Source organism: Bacteroidales bacterium, from assembly GCA_031275285.1.
Classification (GTDB): Bacteria; Bacteroidota; Bacteroidia; order Bacteroidales; family UBA4181; genus JAIRLS01.
In genome coordinates, this window is record JAISOY010000189.1 from 41192 (window position 1) to 65916 (window position 24725).

Genomic DNA, 24725 nt, shown 5'->3' on the forward strand with positions numbered 1-24725 from the left:
TTAAATAGTGGCTATTTTTTTCTTATACAAAGCTTTATCAAATTTATATAAACGTGCGGCGCGATGAGGCACACCTTCCTGCATCTCATCCAGTGAAATGAGGTATTCCATACCTGCTATTTTCTTACGGAAATTCCGTACATCATACTTTTTCCGATGAATGGCTTCATACAGTCGTTGTAATTCGGAAGCGGTAAATTTTGAAGGAAGCAATTCAAAAAAGACAGCCTGGTCATAACCTACCCATCTTGTTATTTCCCTCAATGATTCTTCAACGATCTGGTTATGATCAAATGGCATTTCGGGCAAACTATTTACCGGACACCATTCAACAGTCTTGTATTTTGAGACAACATTGAATCTCCGGTTTATCTTACATAATGAAAGGTAAGAAATCGTGATCAGGCGATCGACCTGTTTTTTATATTCAAATTCGAGCCATTTTACATCATTGGGGTCTGCGGCCCTCTTCGGAGAAGTAAAACTTTTATATTGCCTCAAAGTCATTTTCCGGATACCTGTCAGCTCATGTAAGACACGATGTGCCGCCAGGTCTGCATCTTCTCCCTGGAAGATCAGGCTTCCAGGTAATTTCAAGCCATTATTCTTTTTTGTAGGATCCTGACGTTGTACCAACAAGACATTCAACTGATTCCCATCGAACCCGTAAATAACACAATCCACGGAAACGAAGGTTCGCATGAATTGTTCTTTATGATAGTGTACAGCCATTAATTGTTATCTTTATGTAAATCAGACCTATGATCAGATATTTTTTAAATCAGGCCAATAAATTATAGTTATATTAATATAATTATGACGTTTCTCGTAAAAACCGCAGGCAAGTTAATTTATTTTTTCAAAAAACCCACAACTATTTAACATAATTTATTAATTAACAATTAATTACAAGATGTACTTTATACAATAAGTATATGCCTGCTTATTGTATAAAGTACAAATATGTCAATCACTTAAAACGTCACTCAATAAAAAAACCACTCTTAAAAAATACAATAAGGGTATTATTTACTTTCACCACAACAAATGGCCATCTGTATTTACAATGATATGCCGTTTTCTTCTTTTTACCTTCTTATGGCCTTCATAACCTTTCTTTTGGCCCTGTTGGCGGATCTAACAGATTGACTGTCGATAATACATGTTTTGGAAAGGCTGCTATTTAAATTGTTCATTATCAAATCTAATGTCCCATCTATTTTTCTATTTGTTTAAGTAATAATAGACCAAATTCCATTAAGGATAACATATGGTCAACATCCGCCACTAACAACAGATCTTTGCCAGATACATCAGGATAGTGAAAATCAATCTCAAATTATGTTTGCGTTTGCGTCTGTCAGGAATTATGTTTACTATTGCGTTCCACTGATTGCCTGTAAAAATTTTCATGATTTATATGATTGGCAACCATAAAGATATGAAAACAGGCCCATTAATCAACTGATAGTCACCGTAATCCCTTTATTGAAATCTTATTTTTAGACAACTTCTAAAAGATATGAAAAAAATATTTTTTCTTCTGCTTTTGACACCATGTTTACTTATGGCTTGTAAGAGCTCTAAGATGAAGAAATTCGTAGATAATGAATACGTGACGCCTGCGAATTTTGATTCGAAAAAAAATGGCGTATCATATGGCGAAATTCAAGATATAAACTATTATTCGACAACGACGGAGAATGATAGAAATGCGAAAATCATTTTACCTCCCAACTATAATAAAGGTAAAAAGTATCCGTTACTCTTTCTTCTTCATGGGATAGGAGGCAATGAATCGGAATGGCTGGGAGGAAACCCAAACGAAGTCATCTATAATCTGGTTGCAGAGGGTAAAGCGAAAGAGATGGTTATAGTTATTCCTAATATACGGGCAAGACATAAAAATGTGACGACTGCTCCCGAATTTTATTCGGTGGAACATTTTCGTGAATTCGATAATTTTCTGAATGATTTGCGAGTCGATCTTATTCCTTATATAGAAAAGAACTATTCCGTATTTTCCGACCGGGACAACAGGGCAGTTGCAGGTCTTTCCATGGGTGGAAGGTCGGCCCTTCATGTCGGCATCAACATGATTGAGGATTTTGCTTACATCGGAGCATTTACACCTGCAGTAGGTATTTTACCTTACAATTTAGAAGACGGGCTGTTCACCGAGAAAACCTTAACCCTTCCAAACAAATACAGGAAAAATACAATAATAATGATACTGAAAGGGAATAGTGACGGTGTAGTCGAAGACTGGCCTTTGAAATATAGCAGGACATTAAGACAGAACGGAGTGGAACACATCTATTATACGATAGACGGCGGGCATGATTTTATTGTGTGGAAAAACGGATTGTATAATTTTGCCAGAAGAATCTTTCAATAACCTGGCAGGATATAAGTAATATAAAACAGTAAATGTTACACTTTCTGAACGTAATCAACCTGATCGATGCGACTTAAGAAAACGACTAATAGCACTGAGTGCTTAAAAAAATAAAATCTATCCATCATGAAAATTATTAAACCTTATTCAGCTTTGCGACGAATGTCTTCCGTACTGGCATTAACTGTTCTCTTTTCCTTATTTTTCGATACTCATGTTACAGCAGGTAATAAAACATCCGGGAACGGACCGATTTTTAGCGGATTTATCTATCAGGGTAATGATAAGGTATATAAAGAAAATCCCTTAGAACCAAATGAGTTTTATAATCCGATACTACAGGGCTGTTATCCCGATCCTGCTATCACACGCAAGGGGAATGACTATTATCTGGTATGTTCATCATTCGCTTTTTTTCCCGGAGTACCTATTTTCCATTCCAATGATCTAGTAAACTGGAAGCAGATAGGGCATGTCCTGAATCGCAGTTCGCAACTTAAAGTGCATGACGCGGGTATGTCCGCAGGTGTATATGCGCCCGATATACGCTACAACCCTCATAACGACACCTTTTATATGATTACAACCCAGTTTGCAGGAGGATTCGGAAATATAGCCGTAAAGACAAAAGATCCCGCAAAAGGATGGAGCGACCCGTACAAGTTGAATTTTGGAGGAATAGATCCTGCGTTTTTTTTCGATGATGATGGGAAGGCCTATGTTGTACACAACGACGCCCCCGACACAGGAAAGGAACTTTACAACGGGCATAGGGTGATCAAAATCTGGGAATATGATTTATATAAAGACCAGGTAATTGCGGGAACTGATAAGATAATAGTAAATGGAGGTGTGGATATAACACAAAAGCCTATATGGATCGAAGCTCCCCATATCTATAAGAAAAACGAACGTTATTATCTGATGTGTGCCGAAGGCGGTACAGGGGGATGGCACAGCGAGGTAATATTTGTAAGCGATAATCCCAAAGGACCTTATATGCCCGCACCAAACAACCCGATACTTACTCAAAGATACTTTTCGTCAAACAGGAAGAATAAAGTGGATTGGGCGGGGCATGCTGATCTTATTGAAGGACCTGACGGCAAGTACTATGGAGTATTTTTAGCCATCCGGCCAAATGAAAAAGACAGGGTGAATACGGGTAGAGAGACTTTTATTTTGCCTGTGGACTGGAGCGGAGAATTTCCTGTATTCGAAAATGGACTTATTCCGATATCTCCCAAGTTGATAATGCCTAAAGGAATAGAAAATAAAAATGGTAAAGAGGGATTTATTCCAAATGGAAATTTCACATATACCGACAATTTCAACAATAAACAGTTAGATTACAGATGGATTGGTATAAGAGGTCCTCGCGAAGACTTTGTCGACTTAACGAAAAACGGGTTGAAAATAAAACCGTTTGATACGAATATAAAAGAGATAAAACCCACATCGACACTTTTTTTCCGCCAACAGCACAATATATTCTCCGCCACAGTGACCATGGACTATACACCTGTGTCGGAAAAAGATTTAGCAGGCATTGTATGTTATCAAAAAGAAAGCTTCAATTATTTGTTTGGGGTAACGAAAAAGGATAAGGATTATTATTTAGTTTTACAAAGAACTGAAAATGGTAAATCTATAATATTGGCAAAACAAAAGATAGATACGAATAAGCCGATACAACTACAGGTTGAAGCAAATGGTGACGATTACAAATTCAATTATTCTATCAATAACCCGGATTTTAAAAACTTAGGGACAGTATCAGGAGACATTCTTTCAACGAATGTTGCAGGAGGATTCACCGGTAATCTGATAGGTCTACATACAACTTCGTCAAATGATATTGAGCTATGAAAACAAAAAAATCCATAAAAACAGCAAGCATATTATTTACTATAAGTGCCTTAGCAATAAATATGTATGCCCAAAAGGCCCATAATCCTATTATATGGGCAGATGTTCCCGATATGTCGATGATAAGGGTAGGTGATACCTATTATATGAGCAGTACAACAATGCATATGAATCCCGGTACTCCCTTTATGAAGTCGAAGAATTTAGTGGATTGGGAGATGGCAAGTTATACATACGAAACTCTTGGAACATTAGATGCATATGAGTTAGAAAACAGTAAAAATGCCTATGCCGGAGGTACATGGGCAAGCAGTTTGCGTTATCACAACGGAAAGTTTTATGTCTCTACGTTTTCCAATAACAGTGGGATGAATTATATTTTTTCAACAAAGGACCCGGACAAAACACCATGGGAAGTACGATCATTCAGGCCTATGGTGCATGACCATTCACTTTTTTTCGATGATGATGGAAGAATTTATATTGTCAGTTGTGGAGGTAATATTGGAATCCGTGAAATGAAAAGCGATTTAAGCGGAATCAAAGACTATGAAAATACAATAGTCGTTGAGAATGCTGATGCAGTTACCGGAAAAGAGCGGGGCCTTCCGGCTGAAGGAGCTCAAATGTTTAAAGTAAACGGGAAATATTTTATTTTTCTTATAACCTGGCCGAAAGGGGGCATGCGTACAGTACTGCTCTACCGTGCCGATCATATTATGGGGCCTTACGAAGGTAAAGTGGTTCTTGAAGATAAAGGTGTTGCCCAGGGAGGTTTCATCGATACGCCAGATGGCAAATGGTATGGTTATTTCTTTAGGGATTACGGCTCAGTGGGACGTATACCATATCTTGTACCAATGAAATGGGTAGATGACTGGCCTGCATTTGGAGATAACGGCATCGTTCCTGAATATTTGGATATTAATGCGAAACAGCCTGCAATACCAGCTATCATCGCTTCTGACGATTTCGCACGAAAAACGGGAGAACCTGATTTGCCACTGGTGTGGCAATGGAATCATCATCCTAATAATGACTATTGGTCTGTAAAAAAACGCCCGGGATTCCTTCGGCTTACCACATTCAGAATAGACGAAAGTTTCTTGAATGCTAAAAACACATTGACCCAAAGGACTTTTGGTCCCGAATGTTCAGGAATAGTAGCTATGGATGTCAGCAAAATGAAAGATGGGGATTTAGCCGGGTTAAGCCTCTTTCAAAGGAAATACGGACTGGTTGGTGTGAAAATGATAAATGGGAAAAAGTATATCTTTGCAGGAAATTCGCAGGAAGCCGATAAGGAAAACGAAAATTACAATGAAGTAGCATCTATACCTTTTCAAGGGAAAACAATTTACCTTAAGGTGGAAGCCGATTTTAAAGAAATGGCAGACATCGGGTATTTCTATTACAGCCTTGATGGGAAGAATTGGAGATCGATCGGGAAGCCTTTAAAAATGGCTTATAGTATGCCTCATTTTATGGGATACCGCTTTGCTCTGTTCAATTATGCGACAAAAAAGATGGGTGGATATGTTGATTTCGATTATTTCAAGGTAGATAGTAAAATATCGGTTAAATAATATTTCGGTAGTTATTTAAGCACTCAGTGCTATTTATTGTTTTCTTAAGTCACATTGATCAAATGGATTACGTTCAGAAAATATGACATTAATTGTTTTATATTACTTAAATCTGATAATGATACATGATTTGGGAAGGATTAGGATCAATCAAATTACCCGTCCGACCGATACAGGAATTGCAAAATATAACCGAAGGATGGGCGAATTTCCTTGCCTGCCTGAAAGCATGGATGGAATACGGTATCAATCTCTGCAAAGGAGCGTTCGACTTTATGAAATAAAGTATGAATATTGAAGAATTCAGGGAATATTGTTTATCCATAAAGGGCAGTACAGAATCGCTTCCCTTCCGGGCAGATAATATCTTAGCCCTTAAGGTAATGGATAAAATGTTTGCTTATATTACATTGGAACCTAAAGACGGCGTATTCAGAGTGAATCTCAAGTGTGATCCTGAAAAGTCGATGGAACTACGGGAAAGGTTTTGGGGAATAACTGAAACTGATTTTAAAACCCCATCATGGAACCTGGTTACTTTGGAAAGCGATGTACCGGATGATCTGATCAAAGAATTAATCCAACATTCGGTAGATGAGGTGATAAAAAAACTATCCAAGCGTAAGCAGGATGAATACCTGAATCAGTGAAAAACGGACTGTCCGAAAAGCTATTTTTAGAGCATTATTTTCTTTTACCCACAATAAATAACCAAAAGCACTGGACACTATACAACAAGCCTTCAGAAATCGGAATCCACGCCTGAATGGCGAAAAATTCCTATCAAACCGTGATGTTTGCCGAATACTTCATATCTCGTCCCGTACTTTACAGGATTGGCGGGTTACGAAAAAATCCTTTTATTCAGATTAAGGGAAAGATTTTGTATAAGGAATCGGAAATGTTGAAGTTTTCAGAAATAAACTTGATGCATTTGTTCTAAATTTGTATAATGATAACAAAAATAACAATAAATATTTATTGATGCTTTACCAAGACAAAAAGCCAGTATCTACTTTTTGAGATTTACATTCCGTGTAATTAATTTGTCTAAATGCTATTTTATTGATTGGCTTGTAAATAATCATAGGAAAAGTCTTAAAATCACCACAAGAATTACATATTTTTTTTATATGTAATAATAATTGCATATAAACTTGTGCAACTTCATAGTTTTTTGAGATAACAGGCTTTCCATCAATTTCTTCTCCATCCAATTCTAATATTATCGACTGCGAGTGAGATTCTTTCTTCTCTTTTTCTATTTCTATTTTATAGGAAGTCGATAAAGAGTCTTCCAACACTATGTTAATTCCACTGAGAAGTTTATCATTAGTTCCAAATTTAGTTTTTGACTTAGAATAAGCTTCTTCTGATATGATAGATTTTTCAATTGTTTGAAGCTCAATAGTTGTAGTTTTACTTTCTCCTTTATTTATTTTTTCTTTTGTTTTCCAAGAACTTTCAAAAACAAAATTTTCATTAATCACTTTGTAATCAATAAGAATATATTCTGTTTTTATAACTTTAAATAAAGTATAATCTTTCTTTGAAAAAATGATTTTATCTACAGGGATTGTTTTGTTTTGAGTTAATCCTGCTTCATATTCTGTATATAATGTAAAAATACGTTCCGGCAACTCTTTTATATCTTTTTTGTGTAAAAAATCCATATAACCTAGTTTTTGAGCCTTGATCGAATCTTGAAATGTGGCTTCACCGCTGACCATAATGGCTTTCAAATATGGATTTAGTTTCTTCAACCTCTCAAACATATCAGTTCCCGGTATAGGCATTACTTGATCAATTACTATCACTTTAATAGGGCATTTAGTAACATAACTTATTGCTTCCTCAATATTTGAAACTGCTTTTGATGATAATTGGCATTTTATTTCTATCAAATCAGCATATGCTTTAGCTGTTTCAATATGATCGTCTATTATTAGAATCTCAATATTATTTATCATTTTTGGGAATTATTAAAGTTGTTATTACTAAACCTTCAATCACATCAAAGTTCACAGAAGAGTTTTCAATATTTGCAATCAAATTTCTTACAATTGAAAGTCCAGTTCCTGTATGACCTGCTTTAGATGAATAGCCTACTTTATATAAATTTTCTTTATTAATTGAAATGGCAGTAGAATTTGTGATTTTTAATAGCCACTCATTACTGTCCTCAATAAACTGTATCTTTAAAACGCTTTTATCTTTTGCTGCACAAATAGCGTTTTCAATTAATGGTAAAAGAATCGCAAGAATAAAATTACTACTATACCCATCAATAGTTTTTGGTATATTTATATGCTCATACTCAACTTCTTTTTTGTTAACTTCTTGATATAATAATTCTGCTGAGTTTATACCATCCACAATATTTATACGATCTTCATCTTGATTGTTATATGCGAAAAACGCCAACTGTCTGTAAGCAACCAAAAAAGATTTTGACAACTCTATTCCTGCTTTTATTGATTTAAGATTCCGCTCAACTATAGGCTCTTTAATCAAAATGGATGCTTCAACATTCATTAAAGCAGCATCCATTTGAGAAATAGGGGTCATTAAGCAATGAAAAATTTCTCTGATAAAATTTTGTTGATGTGAATAACTCTGGGGTTGATGGTTATCTAATGAATCTCTAATCTTACTCAATCCATCTATAACGTCCTTTAAATCAGCGGTATTCCCCTTGTTTGAGACTCTAAGCTCTTGTTTTATGATACTTTGAATTCGTTCTGTTATATTCTCCATCAAATATTCAGAATTATCAATTCTAGATGTATAAATATCATTACTATCATTATTGTAACCATATAATAATATATCTCGGAAAGTTTCTCTTGATATATTTTTACTATTTATTTTACGATTTTCTAACTTGCGAATATTTTTAATTATCCGATATTTCAATTCATCATCTATTTTTGAAAATTGCAATAAAGACTCGGCTTCATCCATAAACATATACCATGAATCATTATTCTTTCTATAAGAATAATATTCTCGAAACATAAAATATAACCTTTCAAGTATTTCTTCCATCATATTATCATGATGTACTTTAGACTCGACAATGATCTGTTTTTCTTTTCTATTCTTAAACTTCCAATAGAAAAACAATAATATAAATAATGGGATCCAAAAGACAAGTATGATATCAAAAATAGGGAGAACCGATTTATATCCATTGAATACGATCTCAGAACCCACCACTGTGTGATTTGTATTAATATTAAACGAAGTATAAATACAAAATCCTAGAATAGCATTTAAAAGGATACTAACAGATATATTAGACCATTCTTTATCATCTCGAGTGAAACATTTGTAGGTCACATATAAAGAAAGTGCTAATGTAATTCCTAGAAGGATCCAAAATATTATCAAAACAATTTTTTCATTGAATAAATTTGCTGTTGAATAGAAAATCAACCCTACACTCAAAAAAGTAAAGATATTAAGCCCCAAACCTTGTCCATCATCGTCATCACTAACATTTACCAAACATCCAATTATAGAAAAGATGCATCCCAAAGATGCAGAAATAAAAAATACCCAATTAAGAACTTCCATACCTTATTTAAAATTTTATATTATCAGCAGTCTATTTACAGAAAGACACATTTTTACAAAGATACTAAAGAATTTGGCTGTTAGACAAAAAACACATATAAGTTCATGTCGTTGACCCCTTTTAATTTATTATTAATTATGACAAGACTCTGGCATATCATCCTTTAGTAACTCATACTTGTTTTTAATACGGGACGACAACAATTTCATATCCTCATTCACCTTTTGGTTATTAATTTTGGCGTAATATCATGTGATTTTAGTGAAATGATAACCCCATCCATTTTGTACAGCATTTCAATTGCCCCCCTGTTAGATGAAGACTTTAGCTACATATGTGTGGCGTCCGCAATGATACGTGAGATTAGCTACTTTTAATGGAGTTATTTTAATCTATTCCAAGGGATGATCATCTAATTAAAAAAATATAACTGTAAGAGATGAACAATATGTTGGGGGCGTTTTATCGGAAAAAGATAAGGGAATTATTTGCTCCGTTTGATTGATATATTAGAAATTTAAATCAATTTCTTTTCGATAGCCATTTTTACCAGAATCATGGAGTTTTTAGCTCCAAGTTTCTGAATAAGGTTTTTACGGTACGTTTTTATCGTTTCGATACCTAAAAAAAGTTTCTCCGCCATTTCCTGATTACTATACCCATCCACAATAAGTTTAAGTAGTTCCTGCTCTCTGGAAGATAACCAGACCGGTTTATCCGTATGTTCTTCCAGAAGGATATCCACTTCGTCACAAAGAAAGATCTCGTTATTCATTACAGTTTCAATACCGGCAATCACCTCTTCCGACAAAGAATTTTTAAGGATATAGCCCGATGCTCCATTCGCCATCACACGTTTGACAATAGAATACTCATCGTGGGAAGTAAGAACTAAAATTTTCATATCAGGATATTCCTGATGAATCTCCACACAAAAATCAATACCATTTCCGTCCGGTAAACTAATATCAAGAAGTAATACATCTGCTGTTTCGGGTGACAACAGCCTGCGGCACTCTTCGAGCGAGTAAGAAACACCTGTTACCTGGGCAATGCCGGATCCATTGATAGAAGCAGTTAAACCTTCTACAAACATTCTATGGTCGTCAGTTATATGTACCTTTATCATATCGATTCTATTTCTAAGATGATTTCTGTTCCTTCTCCTGAGGCCGAACGGACAGTCATTTTACCATGATAAGTCAGTACCCGTGCCCGTATATTTTCCAAACCTGTACCTGTGATCACCTTATCCGGGTCGAAACCTATCCCGTCATCATCTACAGTCAAAGCTATTATTTTTTTTTCTATCAGCAACTGGACATTTATATTAGAGGCATTAGCATATTTAACAGCGTTGTTGATCAGTTCATACGCACAACGGTATAGCACCACTTCCAAACGTGGATCTAAACGGGAGTCTTCTCCTATAAACTGGAAATGAGCATTGGGAATGGACCGGCAAAAATCTTCAAGCGATACTTTCAGACCGGAATGCATCAGGGATTCCGGCATCATATGATGGGCTATACGGCGGAGCTCAACGATTGATTCGTCTAACATTTTCATAGCCTTACCATATTGATCCGGGGTTTGTTCACTTATAGCAACAGGATCAAGTTCTTTTTCTAAATTAAGTTTTACCACAGATAACATCCCGCCCAGTCCATCGTGCAGGTCACGGGCAAGCCTGGAACGTTCAGCGGTTTCTCCATCCAGGATAGCCTGGGTAGCAACGAGTTGCTTTTCCTGTTCCAATCGTTCTACCTTTTGACGGGCAATCTCACGTTCCTGTTCCATTGTTTTTTGTTTCTGGATATCCAATCTTTTCCGGTAGAATAATACCCCCAAAGACATGAGTATAGCAAGGCCTCCCGCTATACTCAACCAAGTATAAAGCTGTTTCTCTTTTTCCAAACTCAGGATACGTATCTCTTTCTTTTCGGTTTCATATTTTATTTCCATATCAGCTAAGCTGTTGTGGAGACTTTTATCACTTAGCCGATCACGTATTAACTTATATTGCCTTAAAAAGTAATCGGCTTTTTCATGATTGCCTAAAAATATATTGGATTGGCATAATAAAATACTTGCATTTCCGGCTTGTTGCAGGTCTGTCGAATCAGCCATCCATGCTTTGTAAGCGTATGTATCTGCTTCTTTATAGCGCTTCATATCCATGTTTGCTTTTGCCATTACCACCCATGCCACACGCAATTTCTGTTGATCTCCATATATAATTGCATTATCCAGACATTCGTTGGCAAATTTCCCGGCATTTTCCAGATCATTCATATCGCCGTACAGTCCTGCGAGCATTTGTGTAGAAATAATTATATCTCCTTTATCGTTTATCTCTTTGCTGATCTCATAGGATTTCAATATACTGATGATGGCACTATCCTGTTGTCCTCTTTCGTTGTATATACCGCCTATGGATGAGTAAATCGAATTCATTGCTCCGATTATGTTGTGTTTTTCAGCTATTGTCCGGGCTTTTTTTAAGTAATTGAATGCACGTTCGTCGTTGTTATAATGAAGATTTGCTACATTAATGAGTGCGTATGCCTGTAGGTCATATTGTTGTGCACTTTCAAGTGCCGGTAGTATATCAATATACGACTTCAACGCCATTTCCCTGTTTCCGGCAGTCATATATGTATTCGCAATTTCCAGATAAGCGGCATTTTCCTCTTTCTTATTTCCCGCTTTCACAGCATATTTGACCGCTTTTTCACCTGCTTGCAATGCCAGGTCGAATTGGTCTTTACGGTAGTAAGATATACATATTGCACGGTAGAATCTGGCTGCCCACGGGTTATTGTTGTTTTTCTCAGCAAATTGTATGGCCTCTTCGGCATATAAAATATTTTTATCCAGATCCGTACTCCAGTAACAAAGTAGTATATCCCAATATAATTGCATTCTTTTTTCAGAAGTCAACTCCTGCCCTTGTGTATTCAATACATGAAGCAGAGAGTCAACATCCTGTGTCTGACTAAAAAGACTATTAGAAAACAGACATATAAAACAGATGAGAAATATTACGTACATATGTAATTGATAATTGATAATTGAATATTTTTAAGTCACTCATTTTATGAACTTAGCGTAAGTGATCTCATGAGCATCAGCTAATAATTATGTAAATGAAATATTTTTTTGGAATCCATATAAATAATGTACCGATAAATTAATAAACGTAATCATCTTGATCAATGCAACTTAAAAAAGAATAAATAGCACAAAGTGCTTGCAAACTTATATATTGATATATATATTTTAATACCCCATAAGTGGGATTTTTTATTTCCTCACACAAATACCCCACTTATAGGGTAATCCTCAAAGTTAAACTCTGGTTAGATTTGTAAGGTAACAAAACTAAAAAAATGACCCAATAAATCTAATAACTTAAATTATTGATTATGAAGAATATTTGGTTGATTACTTTGATAAGCATTGCATTAGGTATCACATCCTGTTCAAAAGATGACAATAAGGAAACTACTGTTTATACTGTTACTTTCGATACTGATGGAGGAGATCCTGTTCCTGCTATCCAAAAGATAAAATCCGGAAGTACAGTGACTGCACCCGCTACTAATCCCACTAAAACCGGTTATGCTTTTATGTATTGGTACCTGAAGGGTGCAAGCTCTGCCTATAACTTTCAGTCGCCTGTAAATAACGACATCACACTGTTTGCCAGATGGCAGGACGAAACAACTGTTGAATACTGGCAGGTGTCGTGGAATCTGAACGAAGGATCATGGCCCTCAGACGACAACCACGCTACACAAGTCGTAAAAGGTGGAACACTTGCCGAACCTGCCGCACCGACAAAAAGCAGTTATACGTTTGATGGTTGGTATAAGGAATCAGTTTTAACCAACAAAGTAACCTTCCCCTACAATGTAAACAACCTTACAGAAAATTTCACACTGTATGCCAGGTGGATCACAGAGACAGACCCGGGTGATCCTGACGAGCCACATAAAACCGACAATGATCTGAGGCTTGCTGGTTATTATCTGGCATATACCATAAATATAACTGAACAGTACAAAAAAGGTCTAAAACCATCGTACATTGAAAATGAAGAGGGAGAAACAATAGTGAGGGTTAATTATAATCCTAATGGAACTATGGATTATCTTTACTTTTACCTTTACGTTTATAAAGTTATTTATTACTACGATCGACCTATGTTAACTTTCAGGGCGGGAGATATTGATTATGGACGGCAGGCATTGTCAGCGCTTATGAATAATACGTATAATTATGATAATGACCCGGGTATCATCATGTCTTATTTCGGAAGCTTTTCGGGTTCGAGCGTATTTACATCCTTAAGTAATCTAAGAGCTCTGGCAAACAACGACGGAATCACCGAAGAAGTATACAAAAAAATAGCTTTCCCGGATGGTAGCTACAAATTGATTGTGTTCGTCAGGAAAAATGAAAAAACATTTGGCAAATACGTAGGCTACTCCACTTCCACAGGAAAAAGTTTTCGTTATTGGTGTATTGACCCCGATGATCCATCTTTTGGAAAGTCATTCACTATGTCAATTCCATTTGATATTTGATCATAAGAAAGGAGATTATCAGGAAGGAGGTTACCCGGTTTTACGGGATAATCTCCTTTTGCTTTTTCAAGCCATTAAAACATGGATAAACAGGTTTTCCAAAAACCGTATATTTTACTCATTTTTTAGAACATTAATATATCACACATCAAGTAATCATCAGAAACCATACTGACATAAAATTGCCCCATTCGAGCTTAGGTCTACTGATCCTATTTTGAGTGCTTTACTAATTTAAAAAGAGTCTAAATTATCTTTCATTTTTTTACACAAGAAACTAGAAATAAATATATTGTATTTTTATTTCAATATTTTATGTGTTTTTATTTTGTTTTTATAATTTTTTGCGTATTTTTGCGTTTATAAAATATTCAAATACGCAAATAATGGAATCGGATAGTAGAAATTATGAATCATTGCCCACTAAGGATACTATTTCAGTTTACTGTTTAGCGTGTTCATATAAAAGTTATTTTGATGTAGTTGAAGATATGCTGAATGTTTTATTCATAAAACAACAGGCTATTGGTTATAAATTAAGCTGCTAATTATTATATTATGTTAAAAGAAGAACGTTTTAAAATAATAATGAGACAGATAAATCTTCACAATAAGGTTTTATCTGTTGATCTTAGCACATTGCTTAATGTATCGGAGGATACCATCAGAAGGGATTTAAAAGAGTTAGCTGATGCCCAGTTAATAAAGCGAGTCCATGGCGGTGCAGTAAATAAGTCAATGGTCAGGCCGTTTATTGCAGATCAAAATATTTACTCGCTGGAAGAAAAAATAAAGATCGCTTCAAAAGCTATAAAACTTTTAAAAAACGATATGGTTCTGCTCTTTGAAGGGGGGACAACTATGTTTGAAGTGGCAAAAAGTATTCCGGATAACCTTAACCTCACTGTTTTTACTATCAGTCCTCAAATAGCAATTGCCTTATCGGAGCATAAAAACATTGATGTGTATACCATTGGTGGAAAACTGAATAGAAATAGCAACATTCACGTAGGTACCCGTACCATCAATGTGCTTCGCAGAGTGCAATATGACATGTGTTTTATGGGCGTAAATGCATTATCTGTTGACCGGGGACTTACAGATATCGATATTGATGTTGTTGAAGTAAATAGAGCTATGCTCGACGCTTCCAATAAAACAGTTTTTATTTCGATCTCTGAAAAACTAAATGTGGAAAAAAGATACCAGGTTGCAGAATTATCGTCAGTGGATTTTTTGGTGACCGAGTTGTCTCCTGATGATCAATTATTAAAACCATTCAAAGATAATTTTAACAATTTGAATATCTTATAGTGTCAACCTATAAATTACTGAGTCTTATTTTTCAACATAAAAATATGTAATAAGAAGAACAATAAACTTAAACGCCTATGGAAAAGGTACAGTAGTAATCAAAAGAAAGCTGCCCGATACCGTTAATATCGGACAGCTTAAATTAAATTAAGAAATCTTAACTTAAAAGCATCGCAAATGTACTATAAAAATAGCAATAATAAACGGGGTTTATTATCAATAGGATTGATATATTATTTCCTGAGTTGGAAAATTAATATTAGTTACGCTAAAAGCTATTCGCACTCAAGGGCTTCAATAATTTCAACTAAAAACGAAGCCATAAACGACATTTTTACAGAACCGGAAAAGAACATCGGATTTTCCAGTGCAAAAGACGAAAAGAAAAATACGGAGAAGTCTATACGGCTAAATACTGTAAAAAAAACAGTCTTTGATGTATTCAACAAGCTTATGTCTGAAATGAATGTAGTGATTCGGGAACGCGACCAAAAAATTGCTACAAGCATGAATGATGGGCTTTCAACTTTTGTAGCCAACGAAAAGTCGATTTCAGCATTTTTTATTATTTGATTGTAATCAACAGGAAACCTTTATCAGAGGATGTAGAGAGCTTTGGGATACGGTGGATAGGGATATTCAGTCCGTCCAAAACAAGTCTCATCAATTAGAACTGAAAAGCCGAAAGAAGAGAGTCCTCGTAAGGCAGAGGTGATTAAAATAGATTTTTCGTCGATTCCGATTTATAATGCTTTAGATGTCAATGGTGATTTATGAAAATACGTTCAATCCGAATAAGTTATGAAATCTAAAATAAAAGTAAAACAAGTTAATTCCAAGTATGAATAAAATTACCGAACAACCATCTTTATATCGTCATTTAGAGAATATGACGGTGGACGAATTGATTACCAATATCAATCATGAAGACCAGAAAGTAGCCCTGGCTATTGAAAAAGAGCTGCCTCAGATCAGTAAGCTTATTACTGCCATTGAAGAACAATTACGATCGGGCGGACGCCTGTTTTATCTTGGTGCAGGCAGCGGCGGTCGTCTTTCTGTTCTCGATAAGGTTGAACTTCCCAACACTTATGGCATTGAAAAAGGAGTCATCAATTGTCTGCTGGCAGGTGGAGAAGAAAACCTGTTGTTGGTTCTCGAAGAAAAAGAAGACGATACCGAAGATGCCTGGAGGCAGATGCAAAAATACCAGGTAGACAACAGGGATTTTGTATTGGGCATTTCAGCCAGCGGCACTACTCCCTATGTGTTAGCAGGACTTAAGAAATGTAAAGAATTGGGTATTCGCTGCGGATGTATCGTGAACAATCCCGATTCACCTATCGCAGCCATGTCCGACTTTCCGGTTGAAGTGATCACCGGTCCCGAGTTTGTTACCGGAAGTACCCGTATGAAGTGCGGTACGGCGCAAAAAATGCTTTTTGACATGATCAGCACCACTGTATTAATACGCCTGGGTCGTGTTGAAGACAACAGGATGGTTAATGTTCGTTTAATCAACAACAAGGTTGTAGACCGGTCGGTAAAAATGCTTATGGAAGAACGTGGCATCACAGATTATGAGGAAGCCAAAACATTGATCCTACAATTCGGAAATGTAAAAAAAGCCATGAATTATTTAGATTCCAAACAATACATATAAATTAAATAGATAGAAAAATGAAAACAGTTAACAGAAGAACTTTTATCGGAGCTGCAGCTGCAGCATCAGCAGGAATTGCTTTCAGGACGGATTCAATACTTGCAAATAGTAATAACCGCAGTTTCAGCAATGTGAAGCCTGCTATTCTGGGAGGTCCCAGGGCACAAACAGGAGGATTTTCAGGTTGGCCTATCTACGACAATACAGAGGCCAAAGGCCTACTGGACGTACTATACAGCAGCCAATGGGGCCGTCTGGGAGGTCCGGTAACTCCCCGCTTTGAAGAAGCGCATTCAAAACTGTACGGTTCCAAGCATTCCCTTGGGGTAACGAGTGGAACAAGCGCATTGTATACCATGTTGGGAGCGCTGGGCATAGGTCCGGGAGACGAAGTCATCATTCCCGTATACACCTTTATAGCCACATATAATGTTGTAGTTCTCCATTATGCATTACCTGTGCTTGTCGATATTGATCCTGAAAGCCTCCAGATCGATCCCGGTAAAATAGAAGCTGCCATCACCAAAAACACAAAGGCCATTATGCCGGTACATATTGGCGGTACTCCCTGTAATCTGGATGCTATCATAGCCATTGGTAAAAAATATAACATCCCGGTCATCGAAGATGCTTGTCAGGCACATCTGGCAGAATGGAGAGGAAAGAAAGTAGGTAACTGGGGATTGGGCGGCGGATTCAGCTTCCAGGCATCCAAAAACCTCAATAGTGGAGAGGGCGGAGCCATCATTACCAACGATACTGATTTTCATAAAGGTTGTTTTGCGTTCCACCATCAGGGACAGTCAAGTGCGACTGCTTCGGTAGTAGCTGCCGGTGCTGGAACCAGAGGTACCAATCTGCGTATTACTGAATTTCAATCCAGTATCTTACTCTCTCAAATGACCCGCCTTGAGGAACAGGCAAAGATCCGGAATGAGAATGCATTATACCTGAGCAGTATGTTCAGGGAGATTCCCGGACTGGCTCCTGCCAAGCTTTATGAAGGTACTACTAATGGAGCTTATCATCTGTATATGTTTAATTATGACAAGGAAGGGTTTTCAGGTATGAGTCGCGACCTGTTTATTAAAGCGATGGCAGCTGAAGGTGCTTCGCCCGTACTAGGATACGGTCAGATGGATAAAGACCCGTACATAACAGGGTTGACGAAAAGCAAATATTACCAAAAGATATACGGCGAAAAAGAGATGAAACGTTGGCTGGATCGCATTGATTGTCCGGTTAATGCCCGTGTAACCGATGAAAATGCACTATGGTTCTTACAGACCCAAATGTTGGGAACCAGGACCCAGATGGAGCAAATAGCTGAAGCAGCCAGAAAGATCCAAAAATATTCAAACGAGATCAAGAATAAATAATTGGTTGTTTTTGAGCAGAAAAGGTTTGGTAGGCCACTGTTCTATCAAACCTTTCTTAAGCAACTTGATGTTATGCCATGCAAGGGAAATGGACACAACACGCTTCATGATAATCCGGCAATTATAAAAAAATCAATGTAAAGCCCATGAGTCAGAATATGCTTTTTTGTGGAATAGATGGGGGTGGTACCACTACCTCGACAGTTGTTTGTAATGAACACGGTGAGATATTAGGTAGTATTAAAACTGGTTCGATCAATCATTACGGAGTAGGTATAGAAAAAGCCCGTGAAAACATCACATACATTAAAAATCAACTAACCACCTTGTTAGGCTGTGAACCTGACATCACCTACATTGGAAATTCAGCGCTGGACGGTGAAGCAGCTGATGAATTTGTCCGACAACTTGTCGGAGGTATTTTCGATAAACAGGTGGTCATGCATTCCGATGTATATATTGCCCTGTTGGGATTTACCCAGGGTGATCCCGGAGCTTTACTCATATCAGGAACAGGCTCGATGGCCTGTGCTGTTGATCATGAAGGGAATTATCACACAAGCGGTGGATGGGGACAAATACTTGGAGACGAGGGAAGCGGTTACCATTTGGGACTAATGGGGATACAAGCTGCTTTACAGTATCATGACCAGATGTCTCCTCCTACCATTTTGCTTAAGTATATGGAGGATTTTTACCAGCTAAGCCGGTTGAGCGACATCATAGAAATTGTATATAATTCACCCATTGAAAAAGGCCGGATTGCCGCATTTGCTATTGAGGTTGAGAAAGCAGCCCTGCTTAACGACAAAGTTTCAATTCACTTAATTGATAACGAGATAGAATGGCTTTTCCGGCTTTCACAGTCAATTCTAAGGAAAAGCGGCGTGAAGCGCCTGGGACTTTATGGAAGTATGCTGGTTAAAAGTCAGATGATCGGACAGCGATTGATATCAAAATATTCAAACTCCGGCGTGGATATTTCATATCCCCGTTTCAAGCCGGAGATAGGCGCCTTGTTTGGGGCTTTTTCCAGCGGGAATTTCTCCATCAATGAAGAAATCATTGCCAATCTATCTAAATATTGACAATTCTTTCAACTTAAAAACAATTCTAAATGAAATCATATTTTTTATTCATCATTTTCTTTTGCGTTGTCTCCTGTAAACAAAATGTTTATGAGGTAGGCAGTTCGGTCGTAAGTATAGAACCGGGTGAAGAAACTGTTTCCCTTAGCCTGGCCGGATATGCGGGTCCTTCTTTAGGCAGGTTTACCATTACATGGGATGATAAAGGCAAACTGGAAGCAACAGCCATGTGCCACGCAGATAACACCACTTATATTGCAACCGCCAATGGAGATATATATTTAATCGAACCGGAAAATTTACAAAATAATAAAAAGGTGGGAACACTTCAACATGTAAAGTTCCTGGCGGGATTAAACGGGCTGCTTTTTGCCATTGACAACAGGGATAATCTATTGGTAGGCAATCCGAAAAGTGAACTTCAATGGAAACAGGCCGGCATGGTTCAAGGCGTAACTGCTTTTACCGGATCTAATGAAAACCTGTATGTAGCTACCAAAAAAGGTGAGTTGCTTATGGGTACGGTCAATGGAGAAAATATCCGGTGGATACCAATAGGTAAAGCCGAAAATATCATCTCCCTTGCCGCCGACCATCAAAGAATATATGCCGTAACCGAAGATAATTATCTGTTACAACGCCATGTTAAGAGAAAAGATGAAAACTGGCAGCGTATAGGGTATAACAATGGTGATACATATACCATTGATGTAAAACAGATTATACGCACCAGGGACCGGTTATATGCTATGGCATCAGGTCATCTGTATGCCAGTCGCCATCAAACAGAAGGCAAGCTGTCAGCCAGAAGTATGGCCATTAAAAAGAACGGTGATGTAGCCATTATCGTCAGCCTGGATGTTTGCGGTATCGACCATTCATTTACCCGGAGTATCAGAAAAGAAATGTCGCAACGCCGGGGCATCCCTGAATCATCGATCATGATCAACTCCACCCATACCCATTTTGCACCGACAACCCAGACCTGGATTACCTGGGGTATCCAAAACCATTATCCCGACAGCCTGTACCTGAATAATGTAGTCAAAAAAGCCGTTATCCGCTCTATAGAGGAAGCATTAGACCAGACAAAACCATGTTACCTTAGTTTTGGACGTGATACAACAGACATAGGCTTCAACCGGAGCATCAGGAAAGAATCGTATGTATATGACAATTCTGTAGATGTAATACAGGTAGTATCTACCGATGGAAAAGACAAAAGTGTTATGTTTTTAACAGGTTGCCATCCTGTTATTAGCGACCATGGTTCCGGACATTATAGCGTTTCTCCCAACTTCCCTGGCCATGCCCGGGAAATCCTGGAAGAAACGGGTTTTAACAATACTATTTTTCTTCAGGGATGCGCAGGTGATATTAACCCTAAAAATCCTTTCAAGACATCCGGAGTTGACCTGGCGGCAGATATTACCCGTGTATTGGGCAAAGATATGCACCCTATCCATGGCAAAATAACCCATTATATCGATTCGATAGGAATTCCCGCTCATCCGTTGAGTAAAGAGCAAATTCAGGCAATCAGGAATGAAAATATCAATAATGTCCGCCAAAATATACCGGGAGGATGTGAAAGCAGCCTGCCCAACAGGGAGGTCCGCTGGGCAGATATCATGCTCCATCACTACGAAAACGGGACAATGCCTAAAGAAATGCCGGTTTACATCCAAACACTCAACATCGGGGATTGGAAACTTATCGGACTGTCCCGTGAAGTAACCACCGAATTCGGGATAGCTATCAAAAAACTCTGGCCGGAAGAAAAGGTAAGCGTAGCGGCATATAGCAATGATGTGGCAAGTTACCTCGCTACCGATCCGCATATAGAAGCCGGTGACTATGAAGGACACGATTCTTTCTTCTGGTACGGACAACCCTCTCCTTTCCCGCTAGGCGTCTTCAACACTGTTGTTGAAACAGTTAAATCCAATAACAGATAAAATACCCCACATTAAAAACCATCATACGAATATGAAACTTAGTAATAAATATTTTTTCCCTTTAGTGATTATTGCTTTTGCCTTTTTTATCATAGGCTTCGGCGTTGGGATCAACGGAATCATGGTGCCTATTCTGGAAGAAACTTTTTCTTTAAGCAAAGGCATGTCATATCTGGTTTTGACGGCAACATTTTCGGCATTTCTAATATTTGGAGGACCATCAGGATGGGTGATAAAAAAGATAGGTTATAAAAAATCACTGATCCTTGCCTTGTTCATTATGAGTTTAGGTATGTTTTTGTTTATTCCATCGGCAAAAATAAGTCCCTCCATGTCCGGATTTTATCTTTTTCTTATCGCATCGTTCATCGGAGGGATCGGCAATACATTGTTACAAACCACCATTAACCCTTATGTCACTATTTGCGGCCCCATCGAAAAAGCAGCCCAACGTTTGTGTTGTATGGGGATCATGAACCAGTCCGCCTGGTTTCTCGGCCCCATCTTCTTGAGTCTTTTCATCGATGTGAAAAATCCGGTTTTGGCCAACGCTGCTATTCCGTTTGGTATGGCCGCCGCCATTATAGCGTTATTTGCACTGGCAATGATCTTTATTTCGCTTCCTGAGATTACAGCAGAAGGAGAAGATGAACTCAGTGAGAATAAATCGGAAGACGAGATAATAATAGCTGCCAACCGGAAAAAAAGTATCTGGCAATTTCCACACCTGCTACTCGGAGCGCTTGCACTTTTTTTATATGTAGGGGTTGAAACCTTGCCGATGGCTTCAGTCATAGATTTTGCCAAATCCATCGGATCAGATTCTCCGGCAAGGTATTCCATGATTGGACCGGTGGGTATGATCATAGGTTACATCATCAGTATTTTTATTCTGCAATGGCTTCCCCAGAATAAGGCACTGGCATTGTTCGCCACAATTGCACTCGTGTCATCCATCCTTTTAATCACACTTCCTTCCCATATAGCCATCTATTTTCTATCGGGTTTAGGGTTCTCTCATTCCATTATGTGGGGTTGCCTCTGGGGACTGACCATTGCAGGTCTGGGAAAGTATACCAAATCGGGAGCTTCGATGTTGGTAGTAGCTTTAGTTGGTGGTGCAGCAATTCCATTGGTATTCGGATTTTTACTGGATTTTATCAAAACAAGCGACATAGCTTCGCCAACTAATTTCCAGACTGCTTACCGGATATTCATCCCATGCTACTTATATATCCTCTTCTATGCATTAATCGGATATAAGATAGGAAGGAAAGCACCAAAAGTATAATTGTGAATTTGACCTAACAATGTATTTAAATCATAATGCCTATGATAGATCCCTTCCTATAATAAAAGTATACGTAAATCTGAAATTGTAACAACTGTGGCTTATTTAAATGATGAAATGGTTGTGAATGAACTGCCTGTTGTAAGCAACGGGGCATTAAACCTAAAGAGATTAAATTATTAATTACGTTAAATTGAAAAGTCTATGAGCAAAAAAAATGTAAACAAGCAATTGCTTTGTTTTTACAATCATTGTTTTAAATCGAAGATCATAATAAGTATCATTTTATTTTTTTTATTGCCTCATTCGTCCTTCCCTAATGAAAACAATCACCCGAAAAATTCATACGTAAGTGAAGTTGAAAGTCAGGCAGTTATTTCCGGCAGGCTACAGCAAAAGGAAATATCAGGAAGAGTGGTGGATAGTGACGGATTCCCGATACCCGGAGTAAGTGTTGTTTTAAAAAAAGACCCTAGTGTTGGGAAGGTAACGGACGAAGAAGGCAGGTATTCTATTAATTGTAGTCCGGATGACATATTGCTGTACTCATTCATTGGATTTAAAACAACGGAAAGAGTTGCAGGCGATATCGATAAGGTAACTATCACACTGGAAGAAGATGTGATGGAAATCGGGGAAATTGTGGTTACTGGCTTTGGCAAACAGAAAAAAGAAAGTGTGGTCAGTTCCATTACTACGGTTAACCCACAGGAGCTTAAAGTACCCTCAAGTAATCTGACCACAGCCTTTGCGGGAAGATTGTCAGGTGTTATTGCTTATCAAAGATCGGGTGAACCGGGCCTGGACAACGCAGAATTCTTTATCCGGGGTATCACTTCCTTCAGTGCAGCAGGGAAAAAAAATCCACTGATCCTCATTGACGGAATGGAGATGAATGCTACTGACCTGGCCAGGATAAATCCTGATGATATTGCATCGTTTTCCGTGATGAAGGATGCCAGTTCCGCTTCGTTATACGGTGCACGTGGAGCCAACGGTGTAATCCTGGTCACCACCAAGGAAGGTGTTGCCGAACATATGACCATCAATATAAGAGCAGAATTATCCACTTCAGCCAATTCTTCTCTGGTGAAACTTGCCGACCCTATTACCTATATGAAATTACATAATGAGGCGAGAATCACCAGATTGGGAAGACTCGATTATGTGTATTCTCCGGAAAAGATATACAACACCGAACGCGGGATAGACCCACTTATGTATCCCTCGGTTGACTGGTATGATCATTTAATTAAAGACCACACCTTTAATCAACGTATCAATGCTAATATCTCCGGTGGTGGTAAAATGGTGCAGTATTATATTGCAGGAAACATGCAACATGATACGGGAATATTAAAGGATATCGATGAAAACAGTATCAGCAGCAATATCGACCTGATGCGTTTTCAACTACGCTCGAATGTCACCATTAAACTAACACCTCAGACTACGGCTATGGTTCGGTTTTATGGAACATTTGACGATTCGCACGGTCCTAAACAAGGTGGAACGGATGTATTCCATCTTGCAAGAAATGCCACGCCGGTCAGGTTTATGCCGACATATCCTAAAGACGATGCAAACCTTTATACCAATCACCTGCTCTTCGGGACATCCCTTTTATCCAGCAGTGCCGGAAGCGAATCTTACTATACCAATCCGTTAGCTGAGATTATCAGCAGTTATAAAGAATCAAAAACTTCGATGATGCTTGCCCAGATGGAACTGGAGCATAAATTCGACAACAAACTTAAAGGATTGATGGTAAGGGGTATGATCAACCTTAAGCGGGATTCATACTATGACCTGAATCGCTCATACAGGCCTTTTTACTACGAACCGGTAGCTACCTTAGACGGCTCGTATAAATTACGGAATTTCAACCCGACTACAGGTTCCGAATACCTGGCCTATGATTTTGGTGATAAGACAGTGGCAGCAAGTATATACGGAGAATTTCGCATCGGATACAACAAGGTTTTTGCAGAAAAGCATGATATGAAC

19 protein-coding genes are annotated in these 24725 nt (G+C 37.8%); 14 read left to right on the forward strand and 5 right to left on the reverse strand.

The annotated features are described in order from the left end of the window. Complete coding sequence (locus tag LBQ60_18695; GenBank protein ID MDR2039955.1) at positions 1 to 732, reverse strand: NUDIX hydrolase; 732 nt, start codon at positions 730 to 732, stop codon at positions 1 to 3. Between the two features lie 856 nt (positions 733 to 1588). Here LBQ60_18695 and LBQ60_18700 point away from each other — a divergent pair. From LBQ60_18700 to LBQ60_18720, 5 genes are all read left to right on the forward strand, one after another. Then, positions 1589 to 2398, forward strand: coding sequence for a hypothetical protein (locus tag LBQ60_18700; GenBank protein MDR2039956.1), 810 nt, complete (start codon positions 1589 to 1591; stop codon positions 2396 to 2398). Positions 2399 to 2560: 162 nt separating this feature from the next. Next, on the forward strand, positions 2561 to 4267 hold the full coding sequence (locus tag LBQ60_18705) for a glycoside hydrolase family 43 protein (GenBank protein ID MDR2039957.1): 1707 nt from the start codon (positions 2561 to 2563) through the stop codon (positions 4265 to 4267). After that, positions 4264 to 5853, forward strand: coding sequence for a glycoside hydrolase 43 family protein (locus tag LBQ60_18710; protein MDR2039958.1), 1590 nt, complete (start codon positions 4264 to 4266; stop codon positions 5851 to 5853). Before LBQ60_18705 ends, LBQ60_18710 begins: the two co-directional genes overlap by 4 nt. A 125-nt stretch (positions 5854 to 5978) precedes the next feature. Then, a complete protein-coding gene (locus LBQ60_18715) occupies positions 5979 to 6137 on the forward strand; it encodes a hypothetical protein (GenBank protein MDR2039959.1) in 159 nt (52 codons plus the stop codon). Between the two features lie 3 nt (positions 6138 to 6140). Then, positions 6141 to 6503, forward strand: a complete 363-nt coding sequence (locus LBQ60_18720) for an MmcQ/YjbR family DNA-binding protein (GenBank protein MDR2039960.1) — start codon at positions 6141 to 6143, stop codon at positions 6501 to 6503. A gap of 339 nt (positions 6504 to 6842) precedes the next feature. On the opposite strand, the gene LBQ60_18725 is transcribed toward LBQ60_18720, so the two are convergent. The 4 genes from LBQ60_18725 to LBQ60_18740 all read right to left on the reverse strand — a co-directional run bounded on the left by LBQ60_18725 (position 6843) and on the right by LBQ60_18740 (position 12487). Beyond that, positions 6843 to 7823, reverse strand: coding sequence for a response regulator (locus LBQ60_18725; protein MDR2039961.1), 981 nt, complete (start codon positions 7821 to 7823; stop codon positions 6843 to 6845). Then, positions 7813 to 9432 (reverse strand): GHKL domain-containing protein, encoded by a 1620-nt coding sequence (locus LBQ60_18730; protein ID MDR2039962.1) that lies wholly within the window; start codon positions 9430 to 9432, stop codon positions 7813 to 7815. Before LBQ60_18730 ends, LBQ60_18725 begins: the two co-directional genes overlap by 11 nt. A gap of 518 nt (positions 9433 to 9950) precedes the next feature. Further along, positions 9951 to 10562 (reverse strand): response regulator transcription factor, encoded by a 612-nt coding sequence (locus tag LBQ60_18735; protein MDR2039963.1) that lies wholly within the window; start codon positions 10560 to 10562, stop codon positions 9951 to 9953. Beyond that, positions 10559 to 12487, reverse strand: coding sequence for a sensor histidine kinase (locus tag LBQ60_18740; protein MDR2039964.1), 1929 nt, complete (start codon positions 12485 to 12487; stop codon positions 10559 to 10561). Before LBQ60_18740 ends, LBQ60_18735 begins: the two co-directional genes overlap by 4 nt. 374 nt (positions 12488 to 12861) lie before the next feature. On the opposite strand from LBQ60_18740, the gene LBQ60_18745 reads away from it, so the two are divergent. The 9 genes from LBQ60_18745 to LBQ60_18785 form a co-directional block, all read left to right on the forward strand. Then, positions 12862 to 14025 carry an InlB B-repeat-containing protein gene (locus LBQ60_18745; protein ID MDR2039965.1) on the forward strand — a complete coding sequence of 388 codons (1164 nt, stop codon included), beginning with the start codon at positions 12862 to 12864 and terminating at the stop codon, positions 14023 to 14025. Positions 14026 to 14613: 588 nt separating this feature from the next. Then, positions 14614 to 15339 (forward strand): DeoR/GlpR family DNA-binding transcription regulator, encoded by a 726-nt coding sequence (locus LBQ60_18750; protein MDR2039966.1) that lies wholly within the window; start codon positions 14614 to 14616, stop codon positions 15337 to 15339. A 177-nt stretch (positions 15340 to 15516) separates the two neighbouring features. Then, complete coding sequence (locus LBQ60_18755) at positions 15517 to 15912, forward strand: hypothetical protein (GenBank protein MDR2039967.1); 396 nt, start codon at positions 15517 to 15519, stop codon at positions 15910 to 15912. A gap of 268 nt (positions 15913 to 16180) precedes the next feature. After that, the gene (locus LBQ60_18760; GenBank protein MDR2039968.1) at positions 16181 to 17002 is read left to right on the forward strand and encodes an N-acetylmuramic acid 6-phosphate etherase; all 822 of its coding nucleotides are present in this window, start codon (positions 16181 to 16183) and stop codon (positions 17000 to 17002) included. A gap of 17 nt (positions 17003 to 17019) precedes the next feature. Next, positions 17020 to 18381 (forward strand): DegT/DnrJ/EryC1/StrS family aminotransferase, encoded by a 1362-nt coding sequence (locus tag LBQ60_18765; GenBank protein ID MDR2039969.1) that lies wholly within the window; start codon positions 17020 to 17022, stop codon positions 18379 to 18381. A gap of 146 nt (positions 18382 to 18527) precedes the next feature. Continuing rightward, positions 18528 to 19469, forward strand: coding sequence for a hypothetical protein (locus LBQ60_18770; GenBank protein MDR2039970.1), 942 nt, complete (start codon positions 18528 to 18530; stop codon positions 19467 to 19469). A gap of 29 nt (positions 19470 to 19498) precedes the next feature. Then, a complete protein-coding gene (locus LBQ60_18775) occupies positions 19499 to 21427 on the forward strand; it encodes a hypothetical protein (protein ID MDR2039971.1) in 1929 nt (642 codons plus the stop codon). 31 nt (positions 21428 to 21458) lie between these two features. Then, positions 21459 to 22718 carry an MFS transporter gene (locus tag LBQ60_18780; protein MDR2039972.1) on the forward strand — a complete coding sequence of 420 codons (1260 nt, stop codon included), beginning with the start codon at positions 21459 to 21461 and terminating at the stop codon, positions 22716 to 22718. Positions 22719 to 22922: 204 nt separating this feature from the next. Further along, a partial coding sequence (locus LBQ60_18785) for a SusC/RagA family TonB-linked outer membrane protein (GenBank protein ID MDR2039973.1) occupies positions 22923 to 24725 on the forward strand: 1803 nt, incomplete at its 3' end.

Bases quoted from the DNA above. Each gene is read 5' to 3' on its own strand.
- LBQ60_18695 (MDR2039955.1), bottom strand. From the start codon at position 732: ATGGCTGTACACTATCATAAAGAACAATTCATGCGAACCTTCGTTTCC.
- LBQ60_18700 (MDR2039956.1), top strand. From the start codon at position 1,589: ATGAAGAAATTCGTAGATAATGAATACGTGACGCCTGCGAATTTTGAT.
- LBQ60_18705 (MDR2039957.1), top strand. From the start codon at position 2,561: ATGTCTTCCGTACTGGCATTAACTGTTCTCTTTTCCTTATTTTTCGAT.
- LBQ60_18710 (MDR2039958.1), top strand. From the start codon at position 4,264: ATGAAAACAAAAAAATCCATAAAAACAGCAAGCATATTATTTACTATA.
- LBQ60_18715 (MDR2039959.1), top strand. From the start codon at position 5,979: ATGATTTGGGAAGGATTAGGATCAATCAAATTACCCGTCCGACCGATA.
- LBQ60_18720 (MDR2039960.1), top strand. From the start codon at position 6,141: ATGAATATTGAAGAATTCAGGGAATATTGTTTATCCATAAAGGGCAGT.
- LBQ60_18725 (MDR2039961.1), bottom strand. From the start codon at position 7,823: ATGATAAATAATATTGAGATTCTAATAATAGACGATCATATTGAAACA.
- LBQ60_18730 (MDR2039962.1), bottom strand. From the start codon at position 9,432: ATGGAAGTTCTTAATTGGGTATTTTTTATTTCTGCATCTTTGGGATGC.
- LBQ60_18735 (MDR2039963.1), bottom strand. From the start codon at position 10,562: ATGATAAAGGTACATATAACTGACGACCATAGAATGTTTGTAGAAGGT.
- LBQ60_18740 (MDR2039964.1), bottom strand. From the start codon at position 12,487: ATGTACGTAATATTTCTCATCTGTTTTATATGTCTGTTTTCTAATAGT.
- LBQ60_18745 (MDR2039965.1), top strand. From the start codon at position 12,862: ATGAAGAATATTTGGTTGATTACTTTGATAAGCATTGCATTAGGTATC.
- LBQ60_18750 (MDR2039966.1), top strand. From the start codon at position 14,614: ATGAGACAGATAAATCTTCACAATAAGGTTTTATCTGTTGATCTTAGC.
- LBQ60_18755 (MDR2039967.1), top strand. From the start codon at position 15,517: ATGTACTATAAAAATAGCAATAATAAACGGGGTTTATTATCAATAGGA.
- LBQ60_18760 (MDR2039968.1), top strand. From the start codon at position 16,181: ATGAATAAAATTACCGAACAACCATCTTTATATCGTCATTTAGAGAAT.
- LBQ60_18765 (MDR2039969.1), top strand. From the start codon at position 17,020: ATGAAAACAGTTAACAGAAGAACTTTTATCGGAGCTGCAGCTGCAGCA.
- LBQ60_18770 (MDR2039970.1), top strand. From the start codon at position 18,528: ATGAGTCAGAATATGCTTTTTTGTGGAATAGATGGGGGTGGTACCACT.
- LBQ60_18775 (MDR2039971.1), top strand. From the start codon at position 19,499: ATGAAATCATATTTTTTATTCATCATTTTCTTTTGCGTTGTCTCCTGT.
- LBQ60_18780 (MDR2039972.1), top strand. From the start codon at position 21,459: ATGAAACTTAGTAATAAATATTTTTTCCCTTTAGTGATTATTGCTTTT.